Source organism: Kitasatospora sp. NPDC058190 (assembly GCF_042883685.1).
In the GTDB taxonomy this organism is placed as follows: Bacteria; Actinomycetota; Actinomycetes; order Streptomycetales; family Streptomycetaceae; genus Kitasatospora.
In genome coordinates this window covers 18,894-42,524 of record NZ_JBHVVI010000019.1, presented here as the reverse complement: position 1 = coordinate 42,524, position 23,631 = coordinate 18,894, and the positions used below count along the sequence as shown (strand labels likewise).

General features: G+C 69.9%; 22 protein-coding genes. 11 read left to right on the top strand and 11 right to left on the bottom strand.

Annotation, left to right across the window (positions count from 1 at the left end):
• Nucleotides 1–46: 46 nt before the first annotated feature.
• On the bottom strand, nt 47–1,402 hold the full coding sequence (locus ACFVWU_RS11940; protein ID WP_387618484.1) for a DUF1254 domain-containing protein: 1,356 nt from the start codon (nt 1,400–1,402) through the stop codon (nt 47–49).
• Nucleotides 1,403–1,603: 201 nt separating this feature from the next.
• On the opposite strand from ACFVWU_RS11940, the gene ACFVWU_RS11935 reads away from it, so the two are divergent.
• Nucleotides 1,604–2,644, top strand: coding sequence for an NAD-dependent epimerase/dehydratase family protein (locus tag ACFVWU_RS11935; protein WP_387618481.1), 1,041 nt, complete (start codon nt 1,604–1,606; stop codon nt 2,642–2,644).
• Nucleotides 2,645–2,692: 48 nt separating this feature from the next.
• Here the strand turns inward: ACFVWU_RS11935 and ACFVWU_RS11930 are convergent, their stop codons facing one another.
• From ACFVWU_RS11930 to ACFVWU_RS11910, 5 genes are all read right to left on the bottom strand, one after another.
• Nucleotides 2,693–3,742, bottom strand: coding sequence for a family 2 encapsulin nanocompartment cargo protein polyprenyl transferase (locus tag ACFVWU_RS11930; RefSeq protein WP_387618478.1), 1,050 nt, complete (start codon nt 3,740–3,742; stop codon nt 2,693–2,695).
• 205 nt (nt 3,743–3,947) lie between these two features.
• Nucleotides 3,948–5,369 carry a family 2B encapsulin nanocompartment shell protein gene (locus tag ACFVWU_RS11925; RefSeq protein WP_387618476.1) on the bottom strand — a complete coding sequence of 474 codons (1,422 nt, stop codon included), beginning with the start codon at nt 5,367–5,369 and terminating at the stop codon, nt 3,948–3,950.
• A 273-nt stretch (nt 5,370–5,642) separates the two neighbouring features.
• Complete coding sequence (locus ACFVWU_RS11920; RefSeq protein WP_387618473.1) at nt 5,643–6,188, bottom strand: methylated-DNA--[protein]-cysteine S-methyltransferase; 546 nt, start codon at nt 6,186–6,188, stop codon at nt 5,643–5,645.
• 113 nt (nt 6,189–6,301) lie between these two features.
• On the bottom strand, nt 6,302–6,535 hold the full coding sequence (locus ACFVWU_RS11915) for a hypothetical protein (protein WP_387618471.1): 234 nt from the start codon (nt 6,533–6,535) through the stop codon (nt 6,302–6,304).
• A 179-nt stretch (nt 6,536–6,714) separates the two neighbouring features.
• On the bottom strand, nt 6,715–7,983 hold the full coding sequence (locus ACFVWU_RS11910; protein WP_387618468.1) for an MFS transporter: 1,269 nt from the start codon (nt 7,981–7,983) through the stop codon (nt 6,715–6,717).
• Between the two features lie 202 nt (nt 7,984–8,185).
• On the opposite strand from ACFVWU_RS11910, the gene ACFVWU_RS11905 reads away from it, so the two are divergent.
• Nucleotides 8,186–9,001 (top strand): hypothetical protein, encoded by an 816-nt coding sequence (locus ACFVWU_RS11905; protein ID WP_387618465.1) that lies wholly within the window; start codon nt 8,186–8,188, stop codon nt 8,999–9,001.
• A 23-nt stretch (nt 9,002–9,024) separates the two neighbouring features.
• Here the strand turns inward: ACFVWU_RS11905 and ACFVWU_RS11900 are convergent, their stop codons facing one another.
• Genes ACFVWU_RS11900 through ACFVWU_RS11890 form a run of 3 tightly spaced genes read right to left on the bottom strand, consistent with a single transcriptional unit; the run spans nt 9,025 to nt 11,212 of the window.
• Nucleotides 9,025–9,192 (bottom strand): hypothetical protein, encoded by a 168-nt coding sequence (locus ACFVWU_RS11900; RefSeq protein ID WP_387618462.1) that lies wholly within the window; start codon nt 9,190–9,192, stop codon nt 9,025–9,027.
• A complete protein-coding gene (locus ACFVWU_RS11895; protein ID WP_387618459.1) occupies nt 9,189–11,042 on the bottom strand; it encodes an ABC transporter ATP-binding protein in 1,854 nt (617 codons plus the stop codon). The genes ACFVWU_RS11900 and ACFVWU_RS11895 overlap by 4 nt, the downstream gene beginning before the upstream one ends.
• A 17-nt stretch (nt 11,043–11,059) precedes the next feature.
• Nucleotides 11,060–11,212, bottom strand: a complete 153-nt coding sequence (locus tag ACFVWU_RS11890) for a hypothetical protein (protein ID WP_387618456.1) — start codon at nt 11,210–11,212, stop codon at nt 11,060–11,062.
• A gap of 365 nt (nt 11,213–11,577) precedes the next feature.
• Here ACFVWU_RS11890 and ACFVWU_RS11885 point away from each other — a divergent pair, with 365 nt between their 5' ends.
• From ACFVWU_RS11885 to ACFVWU_RS11855, 7 genes are all read left to right on the top strand, one after another.
• Nucleotides 11,578–12,105 carry a hypothetical protein gene (locus ACFVWU_RS11885; protein WP_387618454.1) on the top strand — a complete coding sequence of 176 codons (528 nt, stop codon included), beginning with the start codon at nt 11,578–11,580 and terminating at the stop codon, nt 12,103–12,105.
• On the top strand, nt 12,092–12,886 hold the full coding sequence (locus ACFVWU_RS11880) for a class F sortase (protein ID WP_387618451.1): 795 nt from the start codon (nt 12,092–12,094) through the stop codon (nt 12,884–12,886). The genes ACFVWU_RS11885 and ACFVWU_RS11880 overlap by 14 nt, the downstream gene beginning before the upstream one ends.
• Nucleotides 12,887–13,068: 182 nt before the next feature.
• Complete coding sequence (locus ACFVWU_RS11875; RefSeq protein ID WP_387618448.1) at nt 13,069–13,929, top strand: hypothetical protein; 861 nt, start codon at nt 13,069–13,071, stop codon at nt 13,927–13,929.
• Complete coding sequence (locus tag ACFVWU_RS11870) at nt 13,926–14,714, top strand: response regulator (RefSeq protein WP_387618445.1); 789 nt, start codon at nt 13,926–13,928, stop codon at nt 14,712–14,714. The genes ACFVWU_RS11875 and ACFVWU_RS11870 overlap by 4 nt, the downstream gene beginning before the upstream one ends.
• The gene (locus ACFVWU_RS11865) at nt 14,711–15,916 is read left to right on the top strand and encodes a sensor histidine kinase (RefSeq protein WP_387618443.1); all 1,206 of its coding nucleotides are present in this window, start codon (nt 14,711–14,713) and stop codon (nt 15,914–15,916) included. Before ACFVWU_RS11870 ends, ACFVWU_RS11865 begins: the two co-directional genes overlap by 4 nt.
• A gap of 573 nt (nt 15,917–16,489) precedes the next feature.
• The gene (locus ACFVWU_RS11860) at nt 16,490–19,456 is read left to right on the top strand and encodes an ATP-binding protein (RefSeq protein ID WP_387618440.1); all 2,967 of its coding nucleotides are present in this window, start codon (nt 16,490–16,492) and stop codon (nt 19,454–19,456) included.
• Between the two features lie 26 nt (nt 19,457–19,482).
• Complete coding sequence (locus ACFVWU_RS11855; RefSeq protein WP_387618436.1) at nt 19,483–20,109, top strand: DUF4231 domain-containing protein; 627 nt, start codon at nt 19,483–19,485, stop codon at nt 20,107–20,109.
• Between the two features lie 374 nt (nt 20,110–20,483).
• On the opposite strand, the gene ACFVWU_RS11850 is transcribed toward ACFVWU_RS11855, so the two are convergent.
• Together ACFVWU_RS11850 and ACFVWU_RS11845 are read right to left on the bottom strand one after the other, a co-directional pair.
• Nucleotides 20,484–21,302 (bottom strand): class I SAM-dependent methyltransferase, encoded by an 819-nt coding sequence (locus tag ACFVWU_RS11850; RefSeq protein ID WP_387618434.1) that lies wholly within the window; start codon nt 21,300–21,302, stop codon nt 20,484–20,486.
• Nucleotides 21,299–22,612, bottom strand: coding sequence for a helix-turn-helix domain-containing protein (locus ACFVWU_RS11845; RefSeq protein WP_387618432.1), 1,314 nt, complete (start codon nt 22,610–22,612; stop codon nt 21,299–21,301). The genes ACFVWU_RS11850 and ACFVWU_RS11845 overlap by 4 nt, the downstream gene beginning before the upstream one ends.
• Nucleotides 22,613–22,815: 203 nt before the next feature.
• Between ACFVWU_RS11845 and ACFVWU_RS11840 the strand changes: the two genes are divergently transcribed.
• Together ACFVWU_RS11840 and ACFVWU_RS11835 are read left to right on the top strand one after the other, a co-directional pair.
• Complete coding sequence (locus tag ACFVWU_RS11840; RefSeq protein WP_387618429.1) at nt 22,816–23,310, top strand: ATP-binding protein; 495 nt, start codon at nt 22,816–22,818, stop codon at nt 23,308–23,310.
• Between the two features lie 180 nt (nt 23,311–23,490).
• Complete coding sequence (locus ACFVWU_RS11835) at nt 23,491–23,631, top strand: hypothetical protein (RefSeq protein WP_387618427.1); 141 nt, start codon at nt 23,491–23,493, stop codon at nt 23,629–23,631.

Genomic DNA, 23,631 nt, shown 5'->3' with positions numbered 1-23,631 from the left:
TGGTCCTTCGTGCGGTCGGTCGGGGGCGGTCCGGGGAGCGGGGTGGTCAGCGCGGGTCGAGCGGCGGGAGCCGCCAGCGGCCGTCCAGGACGGACGGGTCGGGGCCGTAGAGCCGGATCACCACGGTGAACGGGCCGTCGGGGGCGGGCAGCCAGTTGGCGGAGTGCTGGGCGTCGGCGGGGCGCTTGTGCTGGACGTAGAGGGTGAGTCCGCCGTCCGGGTCACGGACCAGGTCCGGGGTGCGGTCGCCGATCGAGTAGCGGTCCAGGGTGTTGTCGACCAGGTGACGCCCGGGCAGGGCGTACATCGTGGCGGTCCAGAGGAAGCGGGCCGGGGGCAGGCCGTGCGGGCCGAAGTGGATCACGTGGTCGCGGTCGCTGGCGTTGGGCGGGCGGTGGCCGGCGGCGTCGGCGGTCCAGCTGCCGGACCAGACCTCTTCGGCGGGCAGTCCGTAGAGGCCGAGCTTCGCACCGAGCGCCTGGCGCAGGAAGTCGGCGCCGATCCGCTCGCGGGTGCCGAACAGAGCGGTCGTGTCGTGGAGTTCGGCGGCGGCACGCTCCAGCCGGGCCCTGCCGTCGGCGATGCCTCGTTCGATCTCGGCTCGGACGTCCAGGGGGAGGGTGGCGGGCTCGAACTCGCCTCGGCCGTCGACGCCGAGGTCGGCGAGGCGGCCGCGCAGGTCGACCTCGGCGGGCGGGAGCGGGACGGCGCCCGGCTGCGGGTCGGTCAGCGGGAAGAAGCCGAGCAGGAAGTCGAGGAAGCAGAGGAACTCGACGGTGTCCATCACCTCGTCGCGCCAGACCGGCCAGACCGGCTCCGGGGCGGGGGCGGGCGCGGGGGTGTCGGCGTAGCGGTGCAGCGGGCGCAGCCGGTACTGCTCCTGGACGGCCTTCAGTCCGGCGATGTCGGCGGGGGTGGTCCCGGCGAGGTGGGTGCGGCCGACGATGCCGACCAGTTGGGTCGCGGTGCGGATGACGCCCTTGATGCCGGGCGGGGGCTCGCCCTGCCAGTCGGGGCCGGCCACCAGGTAGTCGCCGGCCTGCCGGCCGGTGGTCCGGGCGCCGACGGACCCGGCGTGGACGGTGTCGAGTTCGTGCACCGGGAGGACGTAGTAGCGGTCCTCGGCCGGGACGGAGACCACCCAGGGTTCGGCGCGCAGGTCGAGCCAGGCCCAGGAGTGCGGGGTGTCGTTGTCGGGGGAGGCGACGTCGGTGTCGACGGGGGTGAAGGGCTGCGCGTGGTGGCGGAAGACGCCGAAGCCGCCGACGTACCCCGGGTCCGCCTCGTCCAGGGCCTGGGAGTAGAGGGTGCGGTAGTTCCGCAGGATCGGGTAGCCGCGGATCCAGGCCTCGGCGGCGGTGGCGCGGACGGTGGCCGGGTCCACGAGTGCCGGGTTGACCATGCTGTCGAGCTCCCAGTGCCGTATCCAGTGCCGAATCAGGACATATCGGCACACCTGGGATGCTAAGTGGGGTGGGGCGGGGCGGCATGTCGGCTGCTCCGCCGCTCCGGCGGGGCCTACGGGACCGACGGGATTCGCTCGGCGCTCTGCCCAGCGCGAATCCGGGCGTACGGGCGGGGCGGCCGGGAGAGGCTGGCCGGCATGAAGATCCTGCTACTCGGGGGCTCGTCCTTTCTCGGACGCGCCTATGCCGCCGAGGCCCTCGCCCGCGGCCACCAGGTCACCACCTTCAACCGCGGCCGCAGCGCCGCCGACCTGCCCGGGGTCGAGGCCGTCCGGGGCGACCGCGACAGCGCGGAGGACGTCGCCGGGCTGGTCGAGGGCCGCGGCTGGGACGCCGTCGTCGACACCTCGGCCCGGCAGCCCGCCCAGGCCGCGCTCACGGCGCGGCTGCTGCGCGAGCGGGCCGACCACTACACCGTCGTCTCCTCGGTGCACGCCTACGCCGACTGGGCCACCCGGGTGATCGACGAGGACTCCGCCCTCCTCCCCTGCCCCGCCGACGCCCCGCCCGACCAGCCCTTCGGCCGCGAGCTGAAGGCGGGCTGCGAGCGCGCGGTGCTGGAGGGCTTCGGCGCCGAGCGCTCGCTGGTCCTCAGCAGCGGCCTGCTGATCGGGCCGCACGAGCTCGGCGGCCGACTGCCCTGGTGGCTGGAGCGGATGGCGCGCGGCGGGCGGGTGCTCGCCCCGGGCGATCCCGGGCGGACCATGCAGGTGATCGACGTCCGGGACTTCGCCGCCTTCGGACTCGACCGGCTGGAGGCCGGGACGGCGGGCCGTTTCCTCACCACGGCGCCGCCCGGGCAGCTCACCTTCGGGCAGTGGCTGGAGACCTGCCGGGAGGTCGCGGGCGCGGCTGACACCGAGCTGGTCTGGGTCACGGACGAGCGGCTGCTCGCCGAGGGGCCGGACAAGGTCGAGCCCTGGCTCGAACTCCCCTTCTGGGCGCCGGATCTACCGGAGTGGAAGTACATCTGGCAGGTCGACAGCGGTCGCGCCCGGGCGGCCGGGCTGAACTGCCGCCCGTTCGCCGAGACCGCGCGGGACACCTGGGCGTGGCTGCGCGGGCGCGGGCCGGCGGCCGACACCGACGCCGAGGGGCGCAAGCGGGTGCCGGGGACGGCGTTCCGGCAGGGCATCGAACCGGCCAAGGAGCAGCGGCTGTTGGCCGCCTTCGGATGACGCGACGGAGTGGGAGGTCGGACCGGCCGACTTCCCACTCCGTGCCGGTCAATGGGTGCGGCGGGTCACCAGCTCGGCGAGCGCCAGCAGTTCGTCAGCCGCGGACGGCTCCGGTACGGCCACGGCCAGTTGCGCCATCGCCGCGGCCATCCGCTCGCAGGACTCGCCCTGCGCCCAACCACGCCCGCCGGCCTCGTCGACGGCGGCCGCGCACTGGGCCAACTCCTCGGGGGTCAGCGGGCGTTCGAGCGTGTACAGCTCGGCGAGCCGGGCGCCTTCGGGAGTTCCGGAGCCCAGTGCCCTGACCACCGGCAGCGACTTCTTGCGGGCGACCAGGTCCGCGCCGACCGGCTTGCCGGTGACCGCAGGGTCCCCCCAGATGCCGATCAGGTCGTCGATCAGCTGGAAGGCCAGACCGATCTCGCGGCCGAAGCCGTCCATCGCCTGCGCGGCCTCCTCGGACCCGCCGCCGTACAGCACGCCCATCGCGCAGGCGGCGCCGAGCAGGGCGCCGGTCTTGGCCTCGGCCATCGCCAGGCACTCGGTGAGCGAGACGTCGTTGCGCTGCTCGAAGGCGCAGTCGATCTGCTGGCCCTCGCAGAGCTCGACCACGCAGTCGGCGAGCCGGCGGATCGAGCCCCGGGCGGCCGGGTGGGCGTCCTCGGCGAGCAGGCGCAGCGCGAGGGAGTGCATGGCGTCGCCGGCCAGGATGGCCTCGGTGGTGCCGAACACTCGCCAGGCGGTGGGCCGGTGGCGGCGGGTGCCGTCACGGTCGATGACGTCGTCGTGGAGCAGGGTGAAGTTGTGGACCAGCTCCACCGCGGCGGCCGCGGCGACGGCCGTGCCGGGGGTGCCGCCGAGGGCCTGGGTGGCGGCGAGGACCAGGGCCGGGCGGATCGCCTTGCCGGAGGAGGCCTCGGCAGGCGTGCCGTCCGCCTCCCACCAGCCGAAGTGGTAGCCGGCGACCTTGCGCATCGTGCCGGGCAGCGAGTCGACGGCGGCCCGCAGGACCGGGTCGACCAGCCCACGGGCCCGGGCGAGGATGCCAGCCGCCTCGTGGCCCTCTTTGTGGTCCCGCTCCAGCGTGGAGCTCGTCATGGGTTTCTCTCCCTGTAGGGCGCCTGTCCTGGGATGGCCTGCTGTGCCGTACGCGCCGCGGCGCGCCGCCCGGCCGGGGTGGACATCCCTGGTCGGGCGGCGCGGTCGGCACGGATACCGGACTCGGATATCAGGCCCGGATATCCGACTCGGATGTCGGACTCGCATGTCGGACTCGTATGTCGGACTCGGGTGAGAGTCGGCGTCAGCGCTGGGCGATGTCCACGTTCTCCAGCACGCCGATCGCGTCCGGCACCAGGATCGCGGCCGAATAGTAGGCGCTCACCAGGTAGGAAATGATGGCCTTCTCGTCGATTCCCATGAACCGCACCGAAAGGCTCGGCTGGTATTCGTCCGGAATTCCGGTCTGGTGCAGGCCGATGACACCCTGGTTGTCCTCACCGACACGCATCGCGATGATCGAGCTGGTGCTACCGCCGACGATCGGGATCTTGTTGCACGGGAAGATCGGCACCCCGCGCCAGGCGTTGACGTGCTTGCCCTCGACCTCGACGGTGCCCGGGTTGAGGCCGCGCTTGCTGCACTCCCGGCCGAAGGCGGCGATGGCCTTGGGGTGGGCCAGGAACATCTTGGTGCTGCGGCGGCGGCTGAGCAGCTCGTCCATGTCGTCCGGGGTGGGCGGGCCGGAGTGGGTCTGGATCCGCTGGTCGTACTCGGCGTTCTCCAGCAGGCCGAACTCGGGGTTGTTGATGAGCTCGTGCTCCTGGCGCTCACGCAGGGCCTCGATGGTCAGCCGGAGCTGGTGCTCGGTCTGGTTCATCGGCTGGTTGTAGAGGTCGGCGACGCGGCTGTGCACCTTGAGGATGGTCTGCGCGACGCTGAGCTCGTACTCGCGGGGCTTGAGCTCGTAGTCCACGAAGGCGTCGGGCAGGTCGTACTCGCCCTGGCGGCCGGCCGCGAGGTCGATCGCGGCCTCACCGTGCTTGTTCTGCGCCTGCTGGAAGCCGTTCAGGTACTCCATGATCTGCAGCTGGAGCGACTCGGAGCGGTCGTGCAGCTCCTGGAAGGACGGCCAGGAGAGCACCATCACCGTGCCGGAGGTCGCGGCGCGGACGGTGTACGGCCAGGTGCCGTCCTCCTCCTGGAGCGCTTCGTCACCCAGGTGGTCACCGTCGGCGAGGGTGCCGACCACCGTCTCCTCGCCGTACTTGCCGGTGCCGAGCCGGTCCAGCTTGCCGTGCGCGATCAGGAAGACCTCGCTGATCGGCGAACCGGCGGCGACCAGGACGTCGCCCGCGTCGAACCGGCGCTGGGTGAAGCGCCCGGCCAGCTCCTCCAGCACGGCCTCGTCCTGGTAACCGCGCAGCACCGGCACCTCGGCCAGGCTCTGCGGGATGACCCGGACCTCGGAACCGGTCTTGGCGAAACTCACCCGGCCGCGGCCGACCTTGTAGCGCAGGCGGCGGTTGACCCGGTAGGTACCGCCGGACACCTGCACCCAGGGCAGCGTCCTGAGCAGCCAGCGCGGGCTGATGCCCTGCATCTGCGGCGCGGACTTGGTGGTGGTGGCGAGGTTCCGCGCGCCCGCCGTGCTCAGTGACTGCTGCTGCCGGATCTCCGGCTGCGCGCCGGGCGCAGGAATACCGGCATTGGTTTCGGTCGACATATGGGGAGCCCTTCACGAACCCGATGAAGTGTCGCCTTGCACATGCATGTTGCAACTTCATGGTGGGCCCGTTCGGAGGCATACCGCAATCACTCATTCGAGTGGTTCGGAATAACCGAACAAATAGTACGACTCGATCACCTGATCGATATACGTTCGACTGTCTATTCGAACCGTCGACCGGCCGCGCCCCATCTTCCCCCATCGACCGCCCCGCCCGCGCCGGAATGCGACACCTCCCGCACACGGCTGCCCAGGGCGCCGATCGGCGGGCTACAGCGGGCCGTTCCAGTCCAACGTCGGCTCCAGCACCCCCTCCAGGGTGAGCAGCCAGCGCTTCACCTCGATCCCGACCCGGCCGCCGCCGAAGCCCCCGATCCCGTCCGCCGCCACCACCCGGTGGCAGGGCACCAGCAGGGCGACGGGGTTGGCGGCCATCATCTGCCCGACCGTCCGGGCGGCCAGGCCCGGCTCGGCGACGTCCTCGAACACCCCGCTGCGGGCGGCCAGTTCGCCGTAGGTGATGGTCCGGCCGTACGGCACCTCGCGCCAGAGCGTCCGGAGCACCGCACGGTGCGGCCCGGAGCTGAGGCTCCAGTCGATCGGCAGGCCCAACTCGCGGGTGCGGCCGGCCAGGTAGGCGCCGATCCGCTCGGTGACGGCGGCGGTCTTCGCCGGGTCGGTGCAGGGCGGCGTCCCGCCGTCCCGCCCGCCGTAGCCGGCCGCCGCCACGCCGTGCGGCGTCACCGCGATGTGCATCGGGCCGCTGGGCAGCGGAGTCGGCACGGTCAGCCAGGACAACGACCGGGACTGCGGCACGCTCGGGCCCCCACCCTCCACCGGGCCGGCGGCCGGCCGTCCCGGCAACCGGAGGGCGGGCTCGCCCCGTTCGCCATCGTACGACGGGCGGGGCGGGCCTTCGGCGAGTCCGGTCAGCTCTGCCCCCGCAGTCCGGTGGACAGCGTCCGCGCCCAGTGCGACAGTTCGGCGCGGTCCGGGGCACGGCCCTCGCACAGCACGGTGAGCTGCGCCTCGTTGATCCGGTTCGGCCCCGGGATCTCCAGCAGGTACGCCAGCTCGGCCAGTACGGTGGCCAGCCGCTGCGCGTCCGCGTGGTCCAGGGTGGCCGCGGCGTGGTGGTGGCTGATGGTGAGCGAACCGGGCATGGTCATCCTCCTCCGTACCCCCACGGTCCACGGTACGGCCGGCCCGGCCACCCCGCCCGCCGCGGAGGCACACACGCGTGGGCGGAGCGACCGGCTGCGCTCCGGGGCCGGCCGGATACGGTGCGCGGTGGGCCGCACCGGTGGCCGGGGGTGCGCCCCGGAGCCGTCCGAGGGGTGAGTCAGTTGTCCGGGCCCTCCTCCCAGCGACGATTCCGTACGGCCGGTACGCCCAACACTACGACCCCGGCCGCAACTTGCCAGACCGCCCCGAGCAGCAGCACCTCCCCGGTGCCGAGCCGGGCGGCCAGCGGGCCGGCCGCCGCCAGCCCGAGCGGGCCGAGGACGAAGGCGCCGAGCGAGCCGAAGGAGGTCAGCCGGCCGAGCAGCTCCACCGGGACCCAGCGCTGCGTCGTGGTGGAGAACAGCGTCCCGCAGACCGCCGAACCCACCCCCGCCACCAGCGCTCCCGCGACCACCCAGACCAACGACGCCCCGGCCGCCAGCGCGGCGGAGGGCAGCGCCCAGGCCAGACCGGCCACGGTGGCCACCGCGAGCGGGCGCCCGGGGCGCCGGCCGAGCATCCAGAGACCGCCCAGCACCGCGCCGGCGCCGTACACGCCCATCACCAGGCCCCAGGCCCGGGCGCCGCCGAGCTCCCGCTGCGCGGTGAGCGGGCCGAGCACCAGGAACGGCGCCCAGACCAGCAGGTTGAACAGCCCCATCTGGGCCGTGGTGATCCACAGCCACGGGCGGGCGGCGAACTCCGACCAGCCGGCTCGCAGCTCCCGGAGCATCGAGGTCCCGTCGTCCGTCCCCGGACGCTCGGGCAGGCGGAGGCCGGCCAGCGCGAGGGCGCCGACACCGTACGTCACCGCGTCGATCAGCAGCACCGCCGCCGGGCCCCGGGCCGCCGTGACCAGGCCGGCCAGCGCGGGGCCGGCCACCGTGGACACCGAACGCGACAGGCCCAGCAGGGTGTTGCCGTCCGCCAGCAGTTCCTTGCGGCGCACCAGGTCGGGCAGGATCGCGCCGAAGGCGGGCATGAACAGCCCCTCGCCGATCCCCCACACCGCCACCAGGGCGACCATCACCCAGACCGGCGCGTGCCCGGCCGCCAGCAGCCCGGCGAACAGCGCCTGCACGAGGCCGCGCAGGACGTCCGAGCCCAGCATCAGGCGGCGGCTGCCGAACCGGTCGGCGATCACCCCGCCGGCCAGCAGCACCAGCACCACCGGCAGGATCCGGGCGGCCATCACCCAGCCGAGGTCGGTGCCGGTGCCACCGCTGTCGAGCACCGAGAAGGCGACCGCGACCGGCGCCATCGAGGAGCCGAGGAGAGAGGTCGTGTACCCGATGAAGAAGCGGGTGAATTCGCGCTCGCCCAGCACGGCGAGACGGTCTCCCAGGCGCCGCGGGCGGGCCGGGATCCGTTCTGTGTCCACTGCCATGGGCAGCAGTCTGCGAGCGGCCGGGAGCGTGGATCAAGGGTTTTCCGGGAAAAACTTGAGCCTTTTTGCATCAATTTTGGCGACGCGCTTCATTGCCGCAGTAAATTGCTTGGCAAATGGCCTCTCACCTGCCGTTTACTGCGCTTTCCAGATATCCTGCGGGGGCATCGGATTCAGTGATTTACTGCGAAAGAAGGCGATCGTGACAGAGCTTCCCCCGGTCGAGTACGGCCTCGCCGTCGAGCGCTACCTGGCCGCCTCCGGACTCGCCGAGGGATCCCGGCGGATCTACCGGATCGCGCTGCACACCTGGGCCTGGGCGCTCGCCGACCGGCCCGCCCCCACCGGCCCCGGTCGGCGGCGCGCCCGGCCGCCCGTGCTCCCGCTCGCACTGCTCGACCACCCGGACGCCGCCGAGCGGCTGCGCGCCGCGGCGGCCGGGCGCGGTGCCGACACCGACCCGCGCACGCTCAACCGCGAGCTCTCCACCCTGCGCGCGGCAGTGGCCTGGTGGCGCGCCCGGGGCTGGATCGACGGCGACCCGACCACCGACCTGCGCCCCGCGCCGCTGCCCGCACCGGCCGAGGCCGCCGCCCCGTTGGCCGAGGAGCAGCTGCGCGCCCTCTTCGCCCTGCGCGCGCCGCTGCGCGAGCAGGCGCTCTGGCACCTGCTGCACGAGTCCGGCGCCGCGATCGAGACCGTGCTGGCCCTGAACGCCGACCAGCTCGACCTGCCCCGGCGCCGCAGCCGTCCCCGACCGGGCCAAGCCCCCGTCCGGTGGCAGTCCGGCGGCGCCCGGCTGCTCCCGCTGCTGACCGTCGGCCGCGCCGGCGGCCCGCTCTTCCTCACCGACCGCCGGGCCCCGGCCGACACCCCCGCCGCCGACCGCTGCCCGCACACCGGCCGCGCCCGCCTCTCCTACCGTCGCGCCGCCGAGCTCTTCACCGCCCACACCCGGACGCTCACCGAGCCGCCGGGCACGGGTTGGACGCTCCGGCAGCTGCGGCCGGGGCGGTAGGGGCAGTAGGGGGCCGGCTCCGCTCACTCCCCGGACGACGGCGGCACGGCCCGGCGACCCCGCGGGAGCAAGTCGTCCAGCACGACCGCCAGTCGGTCCGGCGGCGGCCGGGCGGCCGGGTCGAGGCGCAGGCCGGCGTCGATCGCCTCGGCGAGCAGAGGTGCGGGCCGCGCAGGGCCTCTGGTGTTCATCGGGTGGCCTTGGTCAGGGTCGCGGCCCGGTCGAGCCGGGCGTAGCCGTCGTCGTGGGCGAGCAGGTCCGCGTGGCTGCCGCAGGCGGCGACGCGGCCCTCGCGCAGCAGGACGATCCGATCGGCGTTCCGTACGGTGCGCAGGTCGTGCGAGATGATGATCGTGGTCCGCCCGTTCATCAGCCGCCCCAGCGGCTCCAGGATCCGCCGCCCGGACTCCGGGTCCAGCCCGGTGGTCGGCTCGTCGAGCAGCAGCACCGGCGCGTCCCGGATCACCGCCCGGGCGATCGCGATCCGCCGGCGCTGCCCGCCGGACAGCAGCCGTCCGTGCTGGCCCACCACGGTGTCGTAGCCCTCCGGCAGCCGGCTGATGAACCCGTCCGCGTCGGCTGCCCGGGCGGCGGCCGTGATCTGCGCGTCGGTCGCCCCGGGCCGGCCGTAGGCGATGTTCTCCCGGACGGTGCCGTGGATGACCGGGGTCTCCTGCAGCAGCACCGCGATGTGCTCGCGCAGATCGGTCAGCGCCAGTTCGCGCAGGTCGATGCCGTCCAGCCGGAGGGCGCCGCGCTCCGGGTCGTAGAAGCGCAGCAGCAGCTTGGCGACCGTCGTCTTGCCCGCCCCGCTCTCCCCGACCAGCGCCACCGTCTCGCCCGGCTCGGCGCGGAAGGAGACGTCGTACAGCGCCACCCGGGTGGTGCCCGGGTAGCGGAACCACACCCCGTCGAAGGCCACCGCGCCGCGCACCCGGGCGGGGCGCAGCGGTGTCGGCGGATCGGCCACCTGCGGCTGCTGGTCGAGCAGTTCGATGATCCGCTCGGCGGCGGCCGTGGCCGAGTAGACGCCGTTGCCGAGCCGGCCGATCCCCTGGATCGGGCTGTAGAGGCGGCTCAACAGGGCGACGAAGACGAGGAGTTCGCCGAGGGTGAGGCGGCCGCGGACCAACTCCCAGGCGCCCAGCCCGAGCACGATCAGCGCGCCGACCAGCTCCAGCAGATCCCCGATCGGCTCGAACAGGGCGCGCAGCCGGGTCGCCGCCATGGTCGCCCGGAACCGCGCGAGGTTCTCCCGGCGGAACCGTTCCTGCTCCCAGTCCTGCCGGTTGTACGCCTGCACCAGCGCGATGTTGCCCAGGGTCTCCTCGGCGAGGGCGCTGACCGAGCCGCTGCGGCGGCGCCGTTCCCGGGACGCCGCCCTCACCCGCGTCGAGAGGCGCCGCACGGTGATCCAGAACAGCGGCGCGACCACCAGCGCGGTCAGCGCGAGGTCCCAGCGCAGGTAGAACAGCACACCCAGGAAGACGGCCAGTTCGGTGACGTACGCGACCGCGTCGAGGACGCCCGAGAGCAGGAAGGTCTCGACCGCCTCGACATCCGCGGTCAGCCGCGACAGTACGTCGCCGAGCCGCCGCCGCTCGAAGAAGCCCAGCGGCAGGCCCTGCAGATGGCGGAACACGTCCGCGCGCAGGGCGAGGAGGAAGCGCTCGCCGACCCAGGCCGAGGTCGTCTCGTCGGCGAAGCCCAAGCCGCCTGCCAGCAGGGTCAGCCCGGCGTACCCGAGCGCGACCGGCGGGAACAGCCCGAGCCTGCGCGGCACCAGCACCTCGTCGACGACGACCTTGAAGAGCCAGATCGCGGCCGCGTCGACCACCGGGCCGAGCAGGACGAACCCCAGCAGCAGGGCCAGCCAGCGCCGTCCCCCGCGGGTGTAGGGCCAGAACCGGACGAAGATCCGCCGCAGCGACACGGCCGGGGCCGGGGCGACGACCGGATCGGTCCGGCCGTCGCCGTCACCCGTGTCCACAGCCATCAGCCGCCACAGCGACCACACGTGCTCGTCCTGACCCGGGGTCATGACCGGCCCATCAGCCGTCAGTACCGCCCGTGCCTGGTGTTGCGGCGCCGACGACGGCGGTGGCCGGTCCTGTCGTGGAAGTCCCTGTCCTCCCTGTCGTTCCCGCGGTCGTCCCCGCGCTCGTGGCGCGAACCCCGCATCGCCGGCAGGAGGTTGGCGAGGATGCTCATCGCCGCCACCTCTCTCTCGATTGCTCCTGCACCGGGAGATACGGACGGGCGGGCGGGGGTGCTCAGGGCGAGTCGGGTACGTCGGTTCCGCGGTGCCTCCCGGGTGGTCCATCCCGTGCTCCACCCCGTGTTCCACCCTGTGTTCCAGGGCGGGTCCAGGGCGGTCACCAGCGCGTGTCAGCGCGTGTATCAGCCCGTGTGCCGGGTGTCGCGGAGACCGTTACCCAGCCGATGGACGGCCGTGACGTGGCCGGGCGGGGACCGCGACACGGCACTCCTACCGTCACTGGCGACGCACCGGCCGCACCGGCCGGGGGCGTCCGCGCGACACCGCGCCCGCGAGAGAGACGAAGGAGAACCACCGTATGAGCAGGACCCGCACCGACCGCTCGCCCGCCCGTCGCATGCTGGCGGTCTGCGCCCTCACCGGGGCCGCGCTGATGACCGCCGTCACCGGCGGGCAGGCCTGGGCCGACGGGACCCCGCAGCCGACCCCCACCGCCGCCGCCCCCGCCAACGGGGCACCGGCGGGCGCGGCGGCGGGTGGGGCCCCGGTCAGCGCCGCCCCGGCCAGGCCCGCCCAGCCGGCCCCGCAGGGCGCCGCACCGGTCGGCGGCCCCGCCGAGCCCGCCCACCCGACCACGAAGGCGCCGGGCGCCGAGGCCGCCGCCGCGCCCGCCCCGCAGCGCTCCCCCGGCGCCGCCCCGGTCGGAGCCGTCCCCGCCAAGCCGCAGGTCCGCGAGGTGCCGAAGGGCGCCGCCCAGGCCGGGGACGGCTCCGCCGCGACCGACGGCAGCGGCCTGATGCTGGCGGGCGGCGGCGGCGTGGCCGCCGTCGGCGCCGGTGCCCTGGGCTTCGCCCTCCTGCGCCGCCGCTCCGGTGCGCGCGGCTGACACCGGTCCCGAGTCCGCCGGGCACCCCGGCGCCCTTCCTCCGCACCCGGCCGGGCGGGGAAGCGGCGCCGGGGCGCCCCCGGCGGCGGGGACCAGCAGGACGGGGGGCCGGGCCGAGCGCCGTCGCGCCGCCCGGCCCGGCCCGAGCTTCCTGAGCCGGACTGTCTTCGGCACGGCCGGCCTGCTCTGCCTGGCGCTCGGCACCTCGATCGCGCTGTCCGGCCGGGACACCCCGGTGGTACGGATCGAGTCCTCCGGCCACGACCCGGCGGCCACCGCGACCACTACTCCCACCGCACCCGCCGGCGCGCCGACCGCCGGTGATCAGCCCCTCGCCGCCTCACCGCCGACCCGCCTGGTGATCCCCTCGCTCAGCGTGGACGCCCAGGTGACCGACCTCGGCCTGAACGCCGACGGCACGGTCCAGGTGCCGTCGGCCGACCGGGCCGACGAGGTCGGCTGGTACCGCAACGGCCCCACCCCCGGCGAGACCGGCCCCGCCGTCCTGATCGGGCACCTCGACACCAAGCACGGCCCGGCGGTCTTCCAACGGCTGCCGGAACTGCGCCCGGGCGCACTGATCCGCGTCCGGCGCGCCGACGGCGGCACCGTGGACTTCAAGGTCCGCACCCTGCTCCAGGCCGCCAAGGACCACTTCCCCACCGAGACCGTCTACGGCGACACCCCCGCGCCCACGCTCCGGCTGATCACCTGCGGCGGGCGGATCGGCTCGGACGGTCATTGGACGGACAACATCATCGTCCTGGCGGACCCGGCCTGACCCGGTCCCCCGTACCGGCCCGGCCCGGCCCCCCGTCCCGGGGCGGAACCGTCGATCACCGTCCGCGCGACCTACCACCGGAACCAGAACCTGAACCGCAGCCAGAACCGCAACGAGGGCAGGACGGCCAGAAGGGCGACGACCCGGCACCGCACCGCGAACCAGGAGGACGAGCACCGACCGTGGCACCACCGACTCCGCTCCGCCGCCGCCCCGGCGCCGTCCCCGCGGTCGCCCTCGTCGCCCTGGCCGTCCTGACCGCCCTCGCCGCCCTGGCCTTCGGCCGACCCGACCCCGGCGGCCTCCGGGACGAGGGCCCGCACCCGGCCGTCACCCCGTCGGCGTCGGCCAGGCCGCTCTGGCCCGGACTGGCCACCGCACCGCCGCCGGCCACAACCGCGAGCGGGTCCGCCACCCAGGCACCGCCCCAGCCCGTACCCGACCTGGCCGTCCCCGGGCACGACCTCACCGCGGTCGACGTCCGCACCCTCCTGGCCAAGGACCCGGCGGTGGGCGGGGAGGAGCGGCACGCGCTCGACTCCTGCGCCGAATGCGCGGTGCGGGCCCCCGAGTTCCGCGACCTCACCGGCGACGGGCTGCCCGAGCTGATCGCCGCCGTCACCACACCCGGACCGGTCGTGCTGCACGTCTACACCCTCGCCGGCGGCCGCGTCCTGCCGATCCTGCGGGTACAGGTCCAGCAGGAGTTCAGCGCCGCGACGATCGGCTCCGACCTGTGGCTGTACGAGCCGACCACCGTCACCACCCGGACCACCAGCCACTACCAGTGGGACGGGGTCAGGCTCGCCCTGGTCGAGAAGCGGGTGGACGGCATCGGCCTGCTCCAGCCCACCGACCCGGGCACCGACCCGCCGGCCGCCACCGGGGCCGGCGGCAGCACCGAACGCGTGCCCGTTCCGAAGCACCCCTCCACCGGGCCGCAACCGGTCCCCGGTGCGGGCGCGGTCGCCCCGTCCGCACGCCCCGTCCGACCGACCCCCCAGCCCTCCGTCCCCGCCGTGCTCCCGGAAGCGAAGCGATGACCCCCGCAGCCACCCCCGCCCAGCCGCACATCCTGCTCGTCGAGGACGACGAGGTGATCCGGGAGGCCACCCGGATGGCCCTGGAGCGCTACGGCTTCCCGGTCACCACCGCCGCCGACGGCCTGGAGGGGCTGGAGGCCTTCCACGCCGTCCGACCCGACCTGCTGCTGCTGGACGTCATGCTCCCGCTGCTCGACGGGGTCGGCCTCTGCCGCCGGATCCGCGAGGAGAGCCAGCTGCCGATCCTGATGATGTCGGCGCGCACCGACCCGGTGGACGTGGTGTCCGGGCTGGAGGCGGGCGCGGACGACTACGTGGTCAAGCCCTTCGAGAGCGCCGTCCTGGTCGCCCGGATCCGTACGGTGCTGCGCCGGATCCGGGTGGCGCCGACGGCCGCCGCCGCTGAGGACGCCCCCGCTCCGGTCGGCTCCTCCGTCCCGGTCGACGGCCCCGCCGTCGGCTCCCCCGCCGTCGAGGTCCCCGTCACCCCCACCGCGCTCCGCAGCTTCGACGGCCTGCAGGTGGACACCGACAGCATGGAGGTGCGGGTGGACGGCCGGCTCGTCCCGCTCACCCCCACCGAGCTGCGGCTGCTACTGGAGTTCACCGCCGCGCCCGGCATCGTCCTGGAGCGCTCCACCCTGCTCGAACGCGTCTGGGACTACGAGTGGGGCGCCGACACCCGGGTGGTGGACGTCCATGTGCAGCGGCTGCGCGCCAAGATCGGCTCGGGCCGGATCGAGACCGTCCGCGGGTTCGGCTACAAGCTGCGGCGCCCGGCATGACCCTGCGTCGCCAGATCGCCACCGCCGTCGCCGCCATCTCCGTCCTGGTCGCGGTGGCCGTCGGCCTGCTGGTCCACCAGGCGATGATCCGTCAGCACGTCGACCAGGCCCGCTCCTCCGCCCTCACCGCGCTCGACTCGGCCCTGACCGGCTACGGCCGCAGCGGCGAGGTGGCCGGCCCCGGCGTCACCCTGGACGACCCGGCCCTGCCCACCCGGCTACGCGACCTCGCCGCCGGCGGCCGACAGGGCTCGCTGCTCGCCACCGGCGGCCAGGGCGAGTCGATGTGGGCGGCCGCCCCGGTCCAGAGCGGGGTGCTCTCCGCCCGGGTCGACTTCACCCAGGACCGCCGGTCGATCGCCGACCTCGACCGGATCATCCTGATCACCGTCGTCGCCGCGGTCTTCACGACCGTGCTGGCCGGCGTCCTGGTCGCGGACCGGATCAGCCGCCGGCTGCGCACCGCGGCCACCGCCGCCCGGGGCATCGCGGCCGGCGGCACGGACACCCGGATCGGCGAACTCGTCGACGGCCGGGACGAGGTGGCCGACCTCGCCGCCGCCGTGGACCTGATGTCCCGCACCCTGCACCGTCGGTTGGAGGACGAGCAGCGCTTCACCGCCGACGTCGCCCACGAACTGCGCACCCCGCTCACCGGCCTGGTCACCGCCGCCGAACTGCTGCCGCCCGGCCGCCCCACCCAGCTGGTGCAGAACCGGGTCCAGGCCCTGCGCGGCCTGGTCGAGGACCTCCTGGAGGTCTCCCGCCTGGACGCCGACGCCGAGTCCCCCGACCTCTCCGCCGTCCCGCTGGAACGCGCGGTGCGCCGCACCGTCAACCTCACCGGCCTCGACGTCTCCGTCGGGATCACCGCCGACCGCGAGGTCCGCACCGACCTGCGCCGCCTGGACCGCATCCTCGGCAACCTGATCCTCAACGCCCACCGCCACGGCGCCGGCCCGGTCGAGCTCCACGTAGACGGCCGCCGCATCACCGTCCGCGACCACGGCCCCGGCTACCCCGACGACCTCCTCCACCACGGGCCCCAGCGCTTCCGCACCAACGCGCCGGAACGCGGACGCGGCCACGGCCTCGGCCTCACCATCGCCACCGGCCACGCCCGCGTCATCGGCGCCACCCTCACCTTCACCAACCACCCCGCCGGCGGCGCCCTCGCCACCCTCACCCTCCCGCCGGACTGACCGCCCCACCTCCACCGACGACGAAGGGCCGGCTCGATCGGAATCGAGCCGGCCCTTCGCGCGCGGAGCCCCCTGTCGGGTTCGAACCGACGACCCCCGCTTTACAAGACGAACCCGGATCATGACGGGACGTGACGTCTGACGCCGCGTGGCGCTGAACCTGCAGGTCAGCGCCACGCGGAAGGTTGAGTGATCCAGCTCGGAGCAGTGCCGGCCACCCCATCCGCTCACGCATCGCTCACGCATTTGAACCCGGCTATGGCCGCACCGACGTGTGCACCGCCAGGATCACAACGATCGTGGCCCGCTTCCAGCCGATCACCCAGCACTTACTGCCGTACGTCTCGACGTCAATCAACCATCGATGCAAGCTCCTTGATCAGGTATCAGTATCGGAAAGGTACCAACGCCAACAGCAACGTTGGGCTAGCATCACGGCTGTCCGCCTCGGCTCACATCGCCTCCGGAGATCCAGTGCCCGAGCCTCTACCGTCACTTGCTGAGCGAAAGGCGCAAAGCGCCAGCCAGTACCAGGCATTTGGCGGCATAAGCCTTATCGCCACACGTCGAGACTTGCAAGAGCTCCTGAGTCGGATTGGATCCTACGGCTTCTTCGACGAATACACCAAGCACGATATCAGCCATATCGATGCAATGCTAGAGAAGCTTGACTGGCTAATCCCGCCACACTGTCGGGAATTGATGACATCGGCAGACTGGCTGCTTATCGTCCTAGCAACCTATTTCCATGACCTCGGAATGCTCGTCACAAAGGACGAATATGCACGCAGAAGTGAGTCGGGGTTTGAGCGATTCCGTGACGAGGTTCTCCTAACACAGGACGACAGCGGAAAAGATTATGCAGCCAGGTTGACCCATCTAGGCGCAGACGATCGCGAACGATTTCTGTATCAAGAGTTTGTTCGCCACCACCATGCCACTCGCGTGAAGAACTGGATCGAGGGGGAGGAGAATCGCCAGGTCGGAGTTACCGATGGCATGCGGGAGGAAGTACAGCGCATCCTATCCCCGGTAACCGATATCTTCCGCGATGACCTAGCCAAAGTATGTGAGAGTCACCACCTGGATGACCTCTATGATGAACACAAGTATCCGGTAGCTCAGTTTTACGGACAAAACGAGCAAGAGTCTGCAAATGTCCAGTACTCGGCAGTACTGCTGCGGACCATCGACTTGTTGCACATCACTCAGGATCGAGTCCCCTCCATCGCTTTCCGCGTTCTCAATCCGACTGACCCGATCAGTCAGGATGAGTGGGCCAAGCAATCCGCGGTTCGAGCAGTGAAGCCGAAATGGGGCACGGATAGCGAAGGCAACCTCAGTGAAGCTGCACATCGGGACACTATCTCGGTTCACGCTCGATTCACAGAGGGAAATGGATTCTTCGGGCTCACCTCTTACCTATCTTACGCAGAAGCCCAGCTCAGGAAAAGCAACGAGTGGATCTCTCGATCTAATCAGACCCTTGGCACAAAACTCACCTTTCCTTGGAAGCATGTAGATACCGCAAAGGTCGAAGCAAAGGGGTTCTTGACCGAGACCTTTGGCTTCAAACTCGACCAAGCTAAGGTGCTCGACCTTCTCACCGGTCACACGCTCTACAATGACCCAAGTGTGGTCGTCCGAGAACTTCTCCAGAATTCCATCGACGCGATTCGATTGCAGCATGGAGACCGCTCCGAGCTTGATGGGAAGGTGCAAATTTCCTGGGATTCAGAGGCCCGGACCCTTGAGGTTTTGGATAATGGATCTGGCATGACTCAGGAAATTATTGAAAATAATCTCCTTCGCGCGGGGTCTAGTCGCTACCAAGATCCCCAATTTCGAAAGAGCCACCCGAACTTCCATCCAATCAGTCGATTTGGTATTGGCGTCCTGTCTACCTTCATGGTCGCCGATAACGTCGAAATTATCACCTGTCATCCGGATGAAAAAGATGCAAGGCAACTCTCTCTGCGCTCTGTCCATGGAAAGTACCTGGTCCGACTTCTCAACAAGTCCCAAGATGTTCCACGGGAGATTCTCCCGCATGGAACCCTCGTACGGCTAACCGTTCGCCCCAGCGCTAAAGTCGATGATGTGCTGAGGATCGCGAAGGGCTGGATCGTAGTTCCTCGTTGCAACGTTGATGTTGTAATTGACCGGAAAGAACCGGAAAATATCGGCTTTAAATCTGTTGGCGATGCACTTCGATCATCGCTCTTGGAGTCTGGATATCTGTCGGAAGACCTTAATGGGCAAAAGGTTCGCATTGTCGAAAGAGATTCCGATGGGCTCTCGATAGCCTATGCAGTGGGATGGAATAACTACTTCAAGGAATGGGGATTTCTTCTCCGCCCTCAACGCGACCCCTACGTTCAACGGCGCGGGGGCCAGGCAGGCACCTGCGTCGAAGGGATTCGAGTCGAAGCAACAGCGCCAGGATTTCAGTCCTCGGGTGGCATCTGGGCTTTTGTCAATGCCTACGGACCCAGTGCGCCTCGAACGAACGTTGCTCGCTCGGCACTGGACTCAAGCCACGAGTATAAAGTCCTGCTAGAGCGCATTTACAGCGCCTATTGCGGGCACATCACCGAAGAAGTAAATCTGCTGCAGACGGAGCGCTCATATTCTCTCACATGGGCAACCGGCGAAGCTGCTTTTTTGGCCACGCCGCTCATGCGTGATAATGCGCCACCGAAATCAGCTGCTGCTTTGCGTGAAAGCATGAAGGATATTCCACTGTTTGTTTTGGAAGAATCGGACGAGCGGCGCCAAGCTTCCGCCAAGCATCTAGATCAATTTGAGACCATCTATACGATGGAAAGCGCAGCGGCTGAACACATCGAGTATCTGCTTCGCGAACTTCCGAGCACAGCTTCACGCACATCCCTCTTGAAGGAGCTTGGCGGTCATGATTCAGGAATTCCGGAAAATATCCCTCTGCTGTGCACCAGGCTCGGCAGCCGCGGCGTGGTGGACGACTTCTTTTACTCTTCGTGGCAAATAGCCGAGGTTCACGGCTCGGTAAGTCATCGGCGCTGTGACTTTAAGTGGATCAAGACTACCCAAGATCCGCGATGGTCCGGCAGCGATTTGACGGAGACCAATCTTCGGTTTCTACTGACAAACGATGCTAGATCATACCGGTCTAGCGCGAAGAGCAATCTGGTCAGAATTCCGATCGGAGATGTGACCATCAGCGGACTTTCCGACTACTTTGGAGTGGTGGCTGGGAACATTCGATACCTCCTGCCCAATCATCCTTGGGCGCCTATGGTTGACAGGATTCTGGATGGCGAAGAAGATATCTCTCCATATGACGACCGGCTGATGGCTTTGTCCTGGTTGATCGCATCTGCAACGCATTCGCGCAGTCGCAACCATGAGATAGGCGAACTGAAGTCTACAGCCCGCCGATCTGGGCTGGCCGAACTTGTTGATATTGACGAATTCTCCTCCATTGCGGAGTCGTCAGATATTGCATACTTTGATACTCGCAGATGGAATAGGAATGCAGTTGACGACTCCTACCTTTAGATGCGGTTATTCCAATGGATAGGCGCATGGATGAATCTATAGGGCGCATCGTCGAGGATGGTAACCTCCATTCGCTGTCGATACCTCAAATCTCATGGGAGGATGATCCAAGAATTGCACTTAGGGCGCTTTTCAAGTGGGTGGAGGGTGCTGCGATCGAGACAATTAGTTGGTATATATCTGAAAAGACCTCTAAGGCCAAGTGGTCACGCTCACTGCGTTTTCTCGCTGTTATTCTTGCCGTTTTGGGGACGGTCATGCCTGTTGTGTCTGTTGGACTAGGATGGACGCTGACGGCTATCTGGGGATACGCCCTGCTCGGCCTAGGGGCAGGTTGTGTGGCTCTTGATAAGGCCTTTGGATTCTCCTCCGCTTGGACCAGATACCTCTCTGTAGCTACGGCATTGAGTAGGCAATTGATGAATTTTCAGGTATCGTGGGTGCGCGTGGAGCGGGAATTTTCAATTAAAGGGCAATCGGACGAGATCTTCGAGCAGGCGTTCAGCGAGATTCTCAGGTTCGTTGACATATTCAATCTAATGATTGAGCAGGAAACCTTGTCTTGGGTTTCTGAATTTCAGGCAAACCTGGTGAAGCTTGAGTCAAATTTGATCCCCTCGCCAGCAGGAGGAACCTCGCGAGCGCATAGCTGAGCGCATCGCCATTGCCCTATTCGACCGCGCGTTCCTAGCCGTCCAGGAATACGGGAAAGGAATGGGGGGCTAGATACGCCCGAGCTCGTTGACCTCACGCCGGTCGAGGTTCGCTGTCTGCTGGCAGCTAGCCCCGGTCGCGGTCCTGCGTCCACGCACCCCCATCCTGACGTGGTCAACGCTCCGCTGTTACAGTAGACATGCGGCGTGGGAACTCGTTCGTATGACATCTGCGCCGACCGCCATACCCCCGCTGAAGCCCTCACTGCACCCCGCTACCAGGCCATTGGCCAGGGCATACGGGGAACTCTCGCTGGAATACTAGCCGCCGTGACTGGCTACCTGACCGGCGATAAAGGTGAAACTCTGCAGCCCTATATTCGGCACACCAGAATGCCGCCCAGGCATGTGATCTTGAATGACCCCTCGGCCTCGATGATGGCAGCAGCGCTCGCGGCTGCCCGGCTGACGGTCTCGTGGAATGGGACGCCGCACTGGTCGGCCCACGCCTCGTAGGAGGCTAGGTGGGCAACGATTGGCGCGGGGTCGGTGATCTCGATGGTGCCGGGCAGTTCCCGGACCCGAAGGTCCTTGAACGCCGTCCCGAGGTAGCTGCGGGCCTTCTCTAGGGAGAAGCGGGAGCTGAGGGAGACCCGTGCCGGCCCCTCCGGAATCCCGAGGATGTCTCCTGCAGCCTTGGCCCAGAGCTGGTCCAGCTCCCGCTTGTCGGTGTCGCTGTTGGTCGAGGCGAGGAGCACGCCGCCAGGCCGGAGGACGCGGGCCAACCCCTCGATCGTGGCCGCGATGTCGCCGACGTGGTACAGCATGTGCAGGGCCAGCACGGCGTCGACGCTGTTGTCGGCGAAGGGCAGGGCCTGGGCATCGGCCACCAGGACCGGCTTCGGGACATCGGCGAGGATGCCCCCTGAGATGTCCATCCCGACGACCTGGAGATCCGGGCGATCCGTGTGCAGGCGCCTGACGAACTTGCCGTTGCCGCAGCCGACATCGAGGACGATCCCGCTTGTGCCAGCCAGCTCTTCGACGACGATCCCGGGCAGGTCGTACCGCGGCTGCTGCCACCGGTAGATCGACTGGCGGGCGGCCAGGTGGCGTCCGTCGGCGTAGGCGCTGTTCGCGAGGATGGACTTGTCGGCGACTGCGGCGTCCTGCTGTGCGGTGTTGCTCGTCACTGTGGCAGCTCCGGAGGGTTCGTGAGTGCGGGTCGAGAGCAGGCTTCCCTGACATTCTCACGGAGACTCAGGACCATTGGGGAGCCTGCATAGGCGGGCTCGGCGAGACGAGTGCTCAGCGCCCGAAGGCGGCTGGAGATGCTCGCTGTTCGCCGGTCCGGTGCGGCGTCCAGCACCACCGAGAGCTTCTCCTGCACGCCGTCGAGGTCGCCGTGGGCGAGGTGGGCGTTGGCGAGGTCAAGGCGGGCGGCCAGCAGGTCGCCGGAGGACTGTTCCTGCTGCGGCGCGCACTCGTACATGGCGATGGCCCTGGAGGACGCCTCGATGGCGCGGTTCACGTGACGCTGGCTGCCCAGGGCGAGGAGGGCGGTGCCGGCGTAGGTCCACTGCTTGGCCTCGGGAAACGTGAACACGCCGGGTAGATCCACGGCGGCTACGGCGCTCCGCGCCGCCGCGGCCGCTTCCACGGCTCGTAGCGCGCTCGCGCTGTCGCCGAGCGCGGCGGTGGCCCGTGCTTCAAGGCTGAGCAGACGAGCGGCGATCGTTCCGCTGTCCGCGTACGGCAGTCCGGCTCTGGCCAGCTCGGCGGCTTGGCGATGGTCCTGCTGCCAGTAGGCGATCAGGGACTGGACAGATCGGATCCAGGCCCGGAGACCGTTGTGGCCAGCTGACTCCGCGCAACGCCAGGCCGTCCGCGAATGCGTAGCCGCAGCTGCGTACTGGCCGAGGTCGAGGGCGACATGGGTGGCCAGGCCGCAGAGGCGTCCGGCTTGCAGGTAGAGATGGCTTGTCTGGTAGGGGTGTTGGCGGCCTCGGAGTAAGTCGAACACTCCTCGCCGGCGGGTTCCGATGTCGTGGAAGAGCTGGGACACCGGCTTGCTCACGTAGTCCCCTGCCAGCCTCGCAATGTCCGCATCGATCTGTTCGAGCAGAGTGTCGTCCACGTTGGACGCGCTCGCGAAGCGAAGGAAGAGCGCGGACTCTGCCGAGTCGGCTGCCACGGCCACTACGAGATCGTTGTCGTGGTCCGTGCGCTGGGCAGGCACAGGAGGCAAGGCGTCGCCGACGCTGCTGGGCGGTGGAACTGCTTCGGCGGCTGCAGAGGGTGCTGCCAGCAGGTCGGCCAACTGGTCGACCGAGAGTTCCAGGGCCCGGGCGAGCTTCGGCCGCATCCAGGGCTGCGGGGCACCCCTACCGCTCTCCCATCGCCCCACGGTCGTGCGGTCCACATCGAGGGCTTCAGCCAGGGATTCCTGGGTGTGGCCGACAGCCTCCCTGCGCTGGACCAGCCGGGACCTCCTGGATGCCATCCCGCGTCCTCCAGAGGTACGTCAGTTCGTCTGTAGCCGTAACAGGCCAGGTCATGCCCGGGTTTGCAGCACGGATGCCTCGTTTCCGCCTCAATTCTGCTCTGGTTCACCGGCGTTGGAGGCGGTTCTGTAGATACCTGCCGGGTGAATCCCGGCGCGAATCGGCCCGCTGCCGACCTCGTCCCGGTGAAAGGTCCGCGCTCATGTCCGTCGCCACTCGCCAAGCCACTGCCCCCGCCCCGTTCGGCTTTCGCGTGCTGCCCAGCGCCGAGGCCGTGCCGGACGCCCGGCGGCGGGTGATACGGGCCGTGCGCGGTTGGGGCTTGCCTCTGGCGGAGGACGCGCTCCGCGATGTCGAGTTGCTGTCCAGCGAGCTGATCACCAACGCCGTGTCCCACACCGACGCCCCGTGCGTCGTGTGCGTGTCCTGGGACGGTGACCGGCTGCGCGTCGAGGTGACGGACGTCGGCCACGAACTGCCGACTGCCGGCGGGATCGATCTCGACGCCACCGACGGGCGAGGGCTGTTCCTGGTGGCAGCGCTCGCAACGAACTGGGGTGCCGAGCCGGACCCTGCTGGCAAACGGATCTGGTTCGAGGTCGGCACCACCGCCGCCGTCTCGGGCGACGAGCGACTCACCGCGCTGGTGAGGGCCGCTGCCCCGAAGGCACGGAATGTCGTGCCGACCAGCGCCTGACAAGACTTCCTCCCGCCCCAATGCGGGCTTGGGGGATGCAGGTGGCCGCGCTGGTCAACAGCCACGCGGCACAAGCACCTGAGGTTCCTTGCCAGCGGCTTGCCCTGGCAACGGACCCATCGCTGCACCCACGACGGGGCTGGGCAGTCGGCCCACCCCGTGATTCCGAAGGAGGACTTCATGCCCGAGAACCTGACGAGCAGCACCGAGCTGGAGGGCGACGGCCTGCTGGTCGCCCGCGCGAAGGTCGCCGCGGCTCGCTCGCGCGGCGAGCAGCCGTCGGACGGCGGCTCCACCGGCCGAACCGACACCAACGACTGA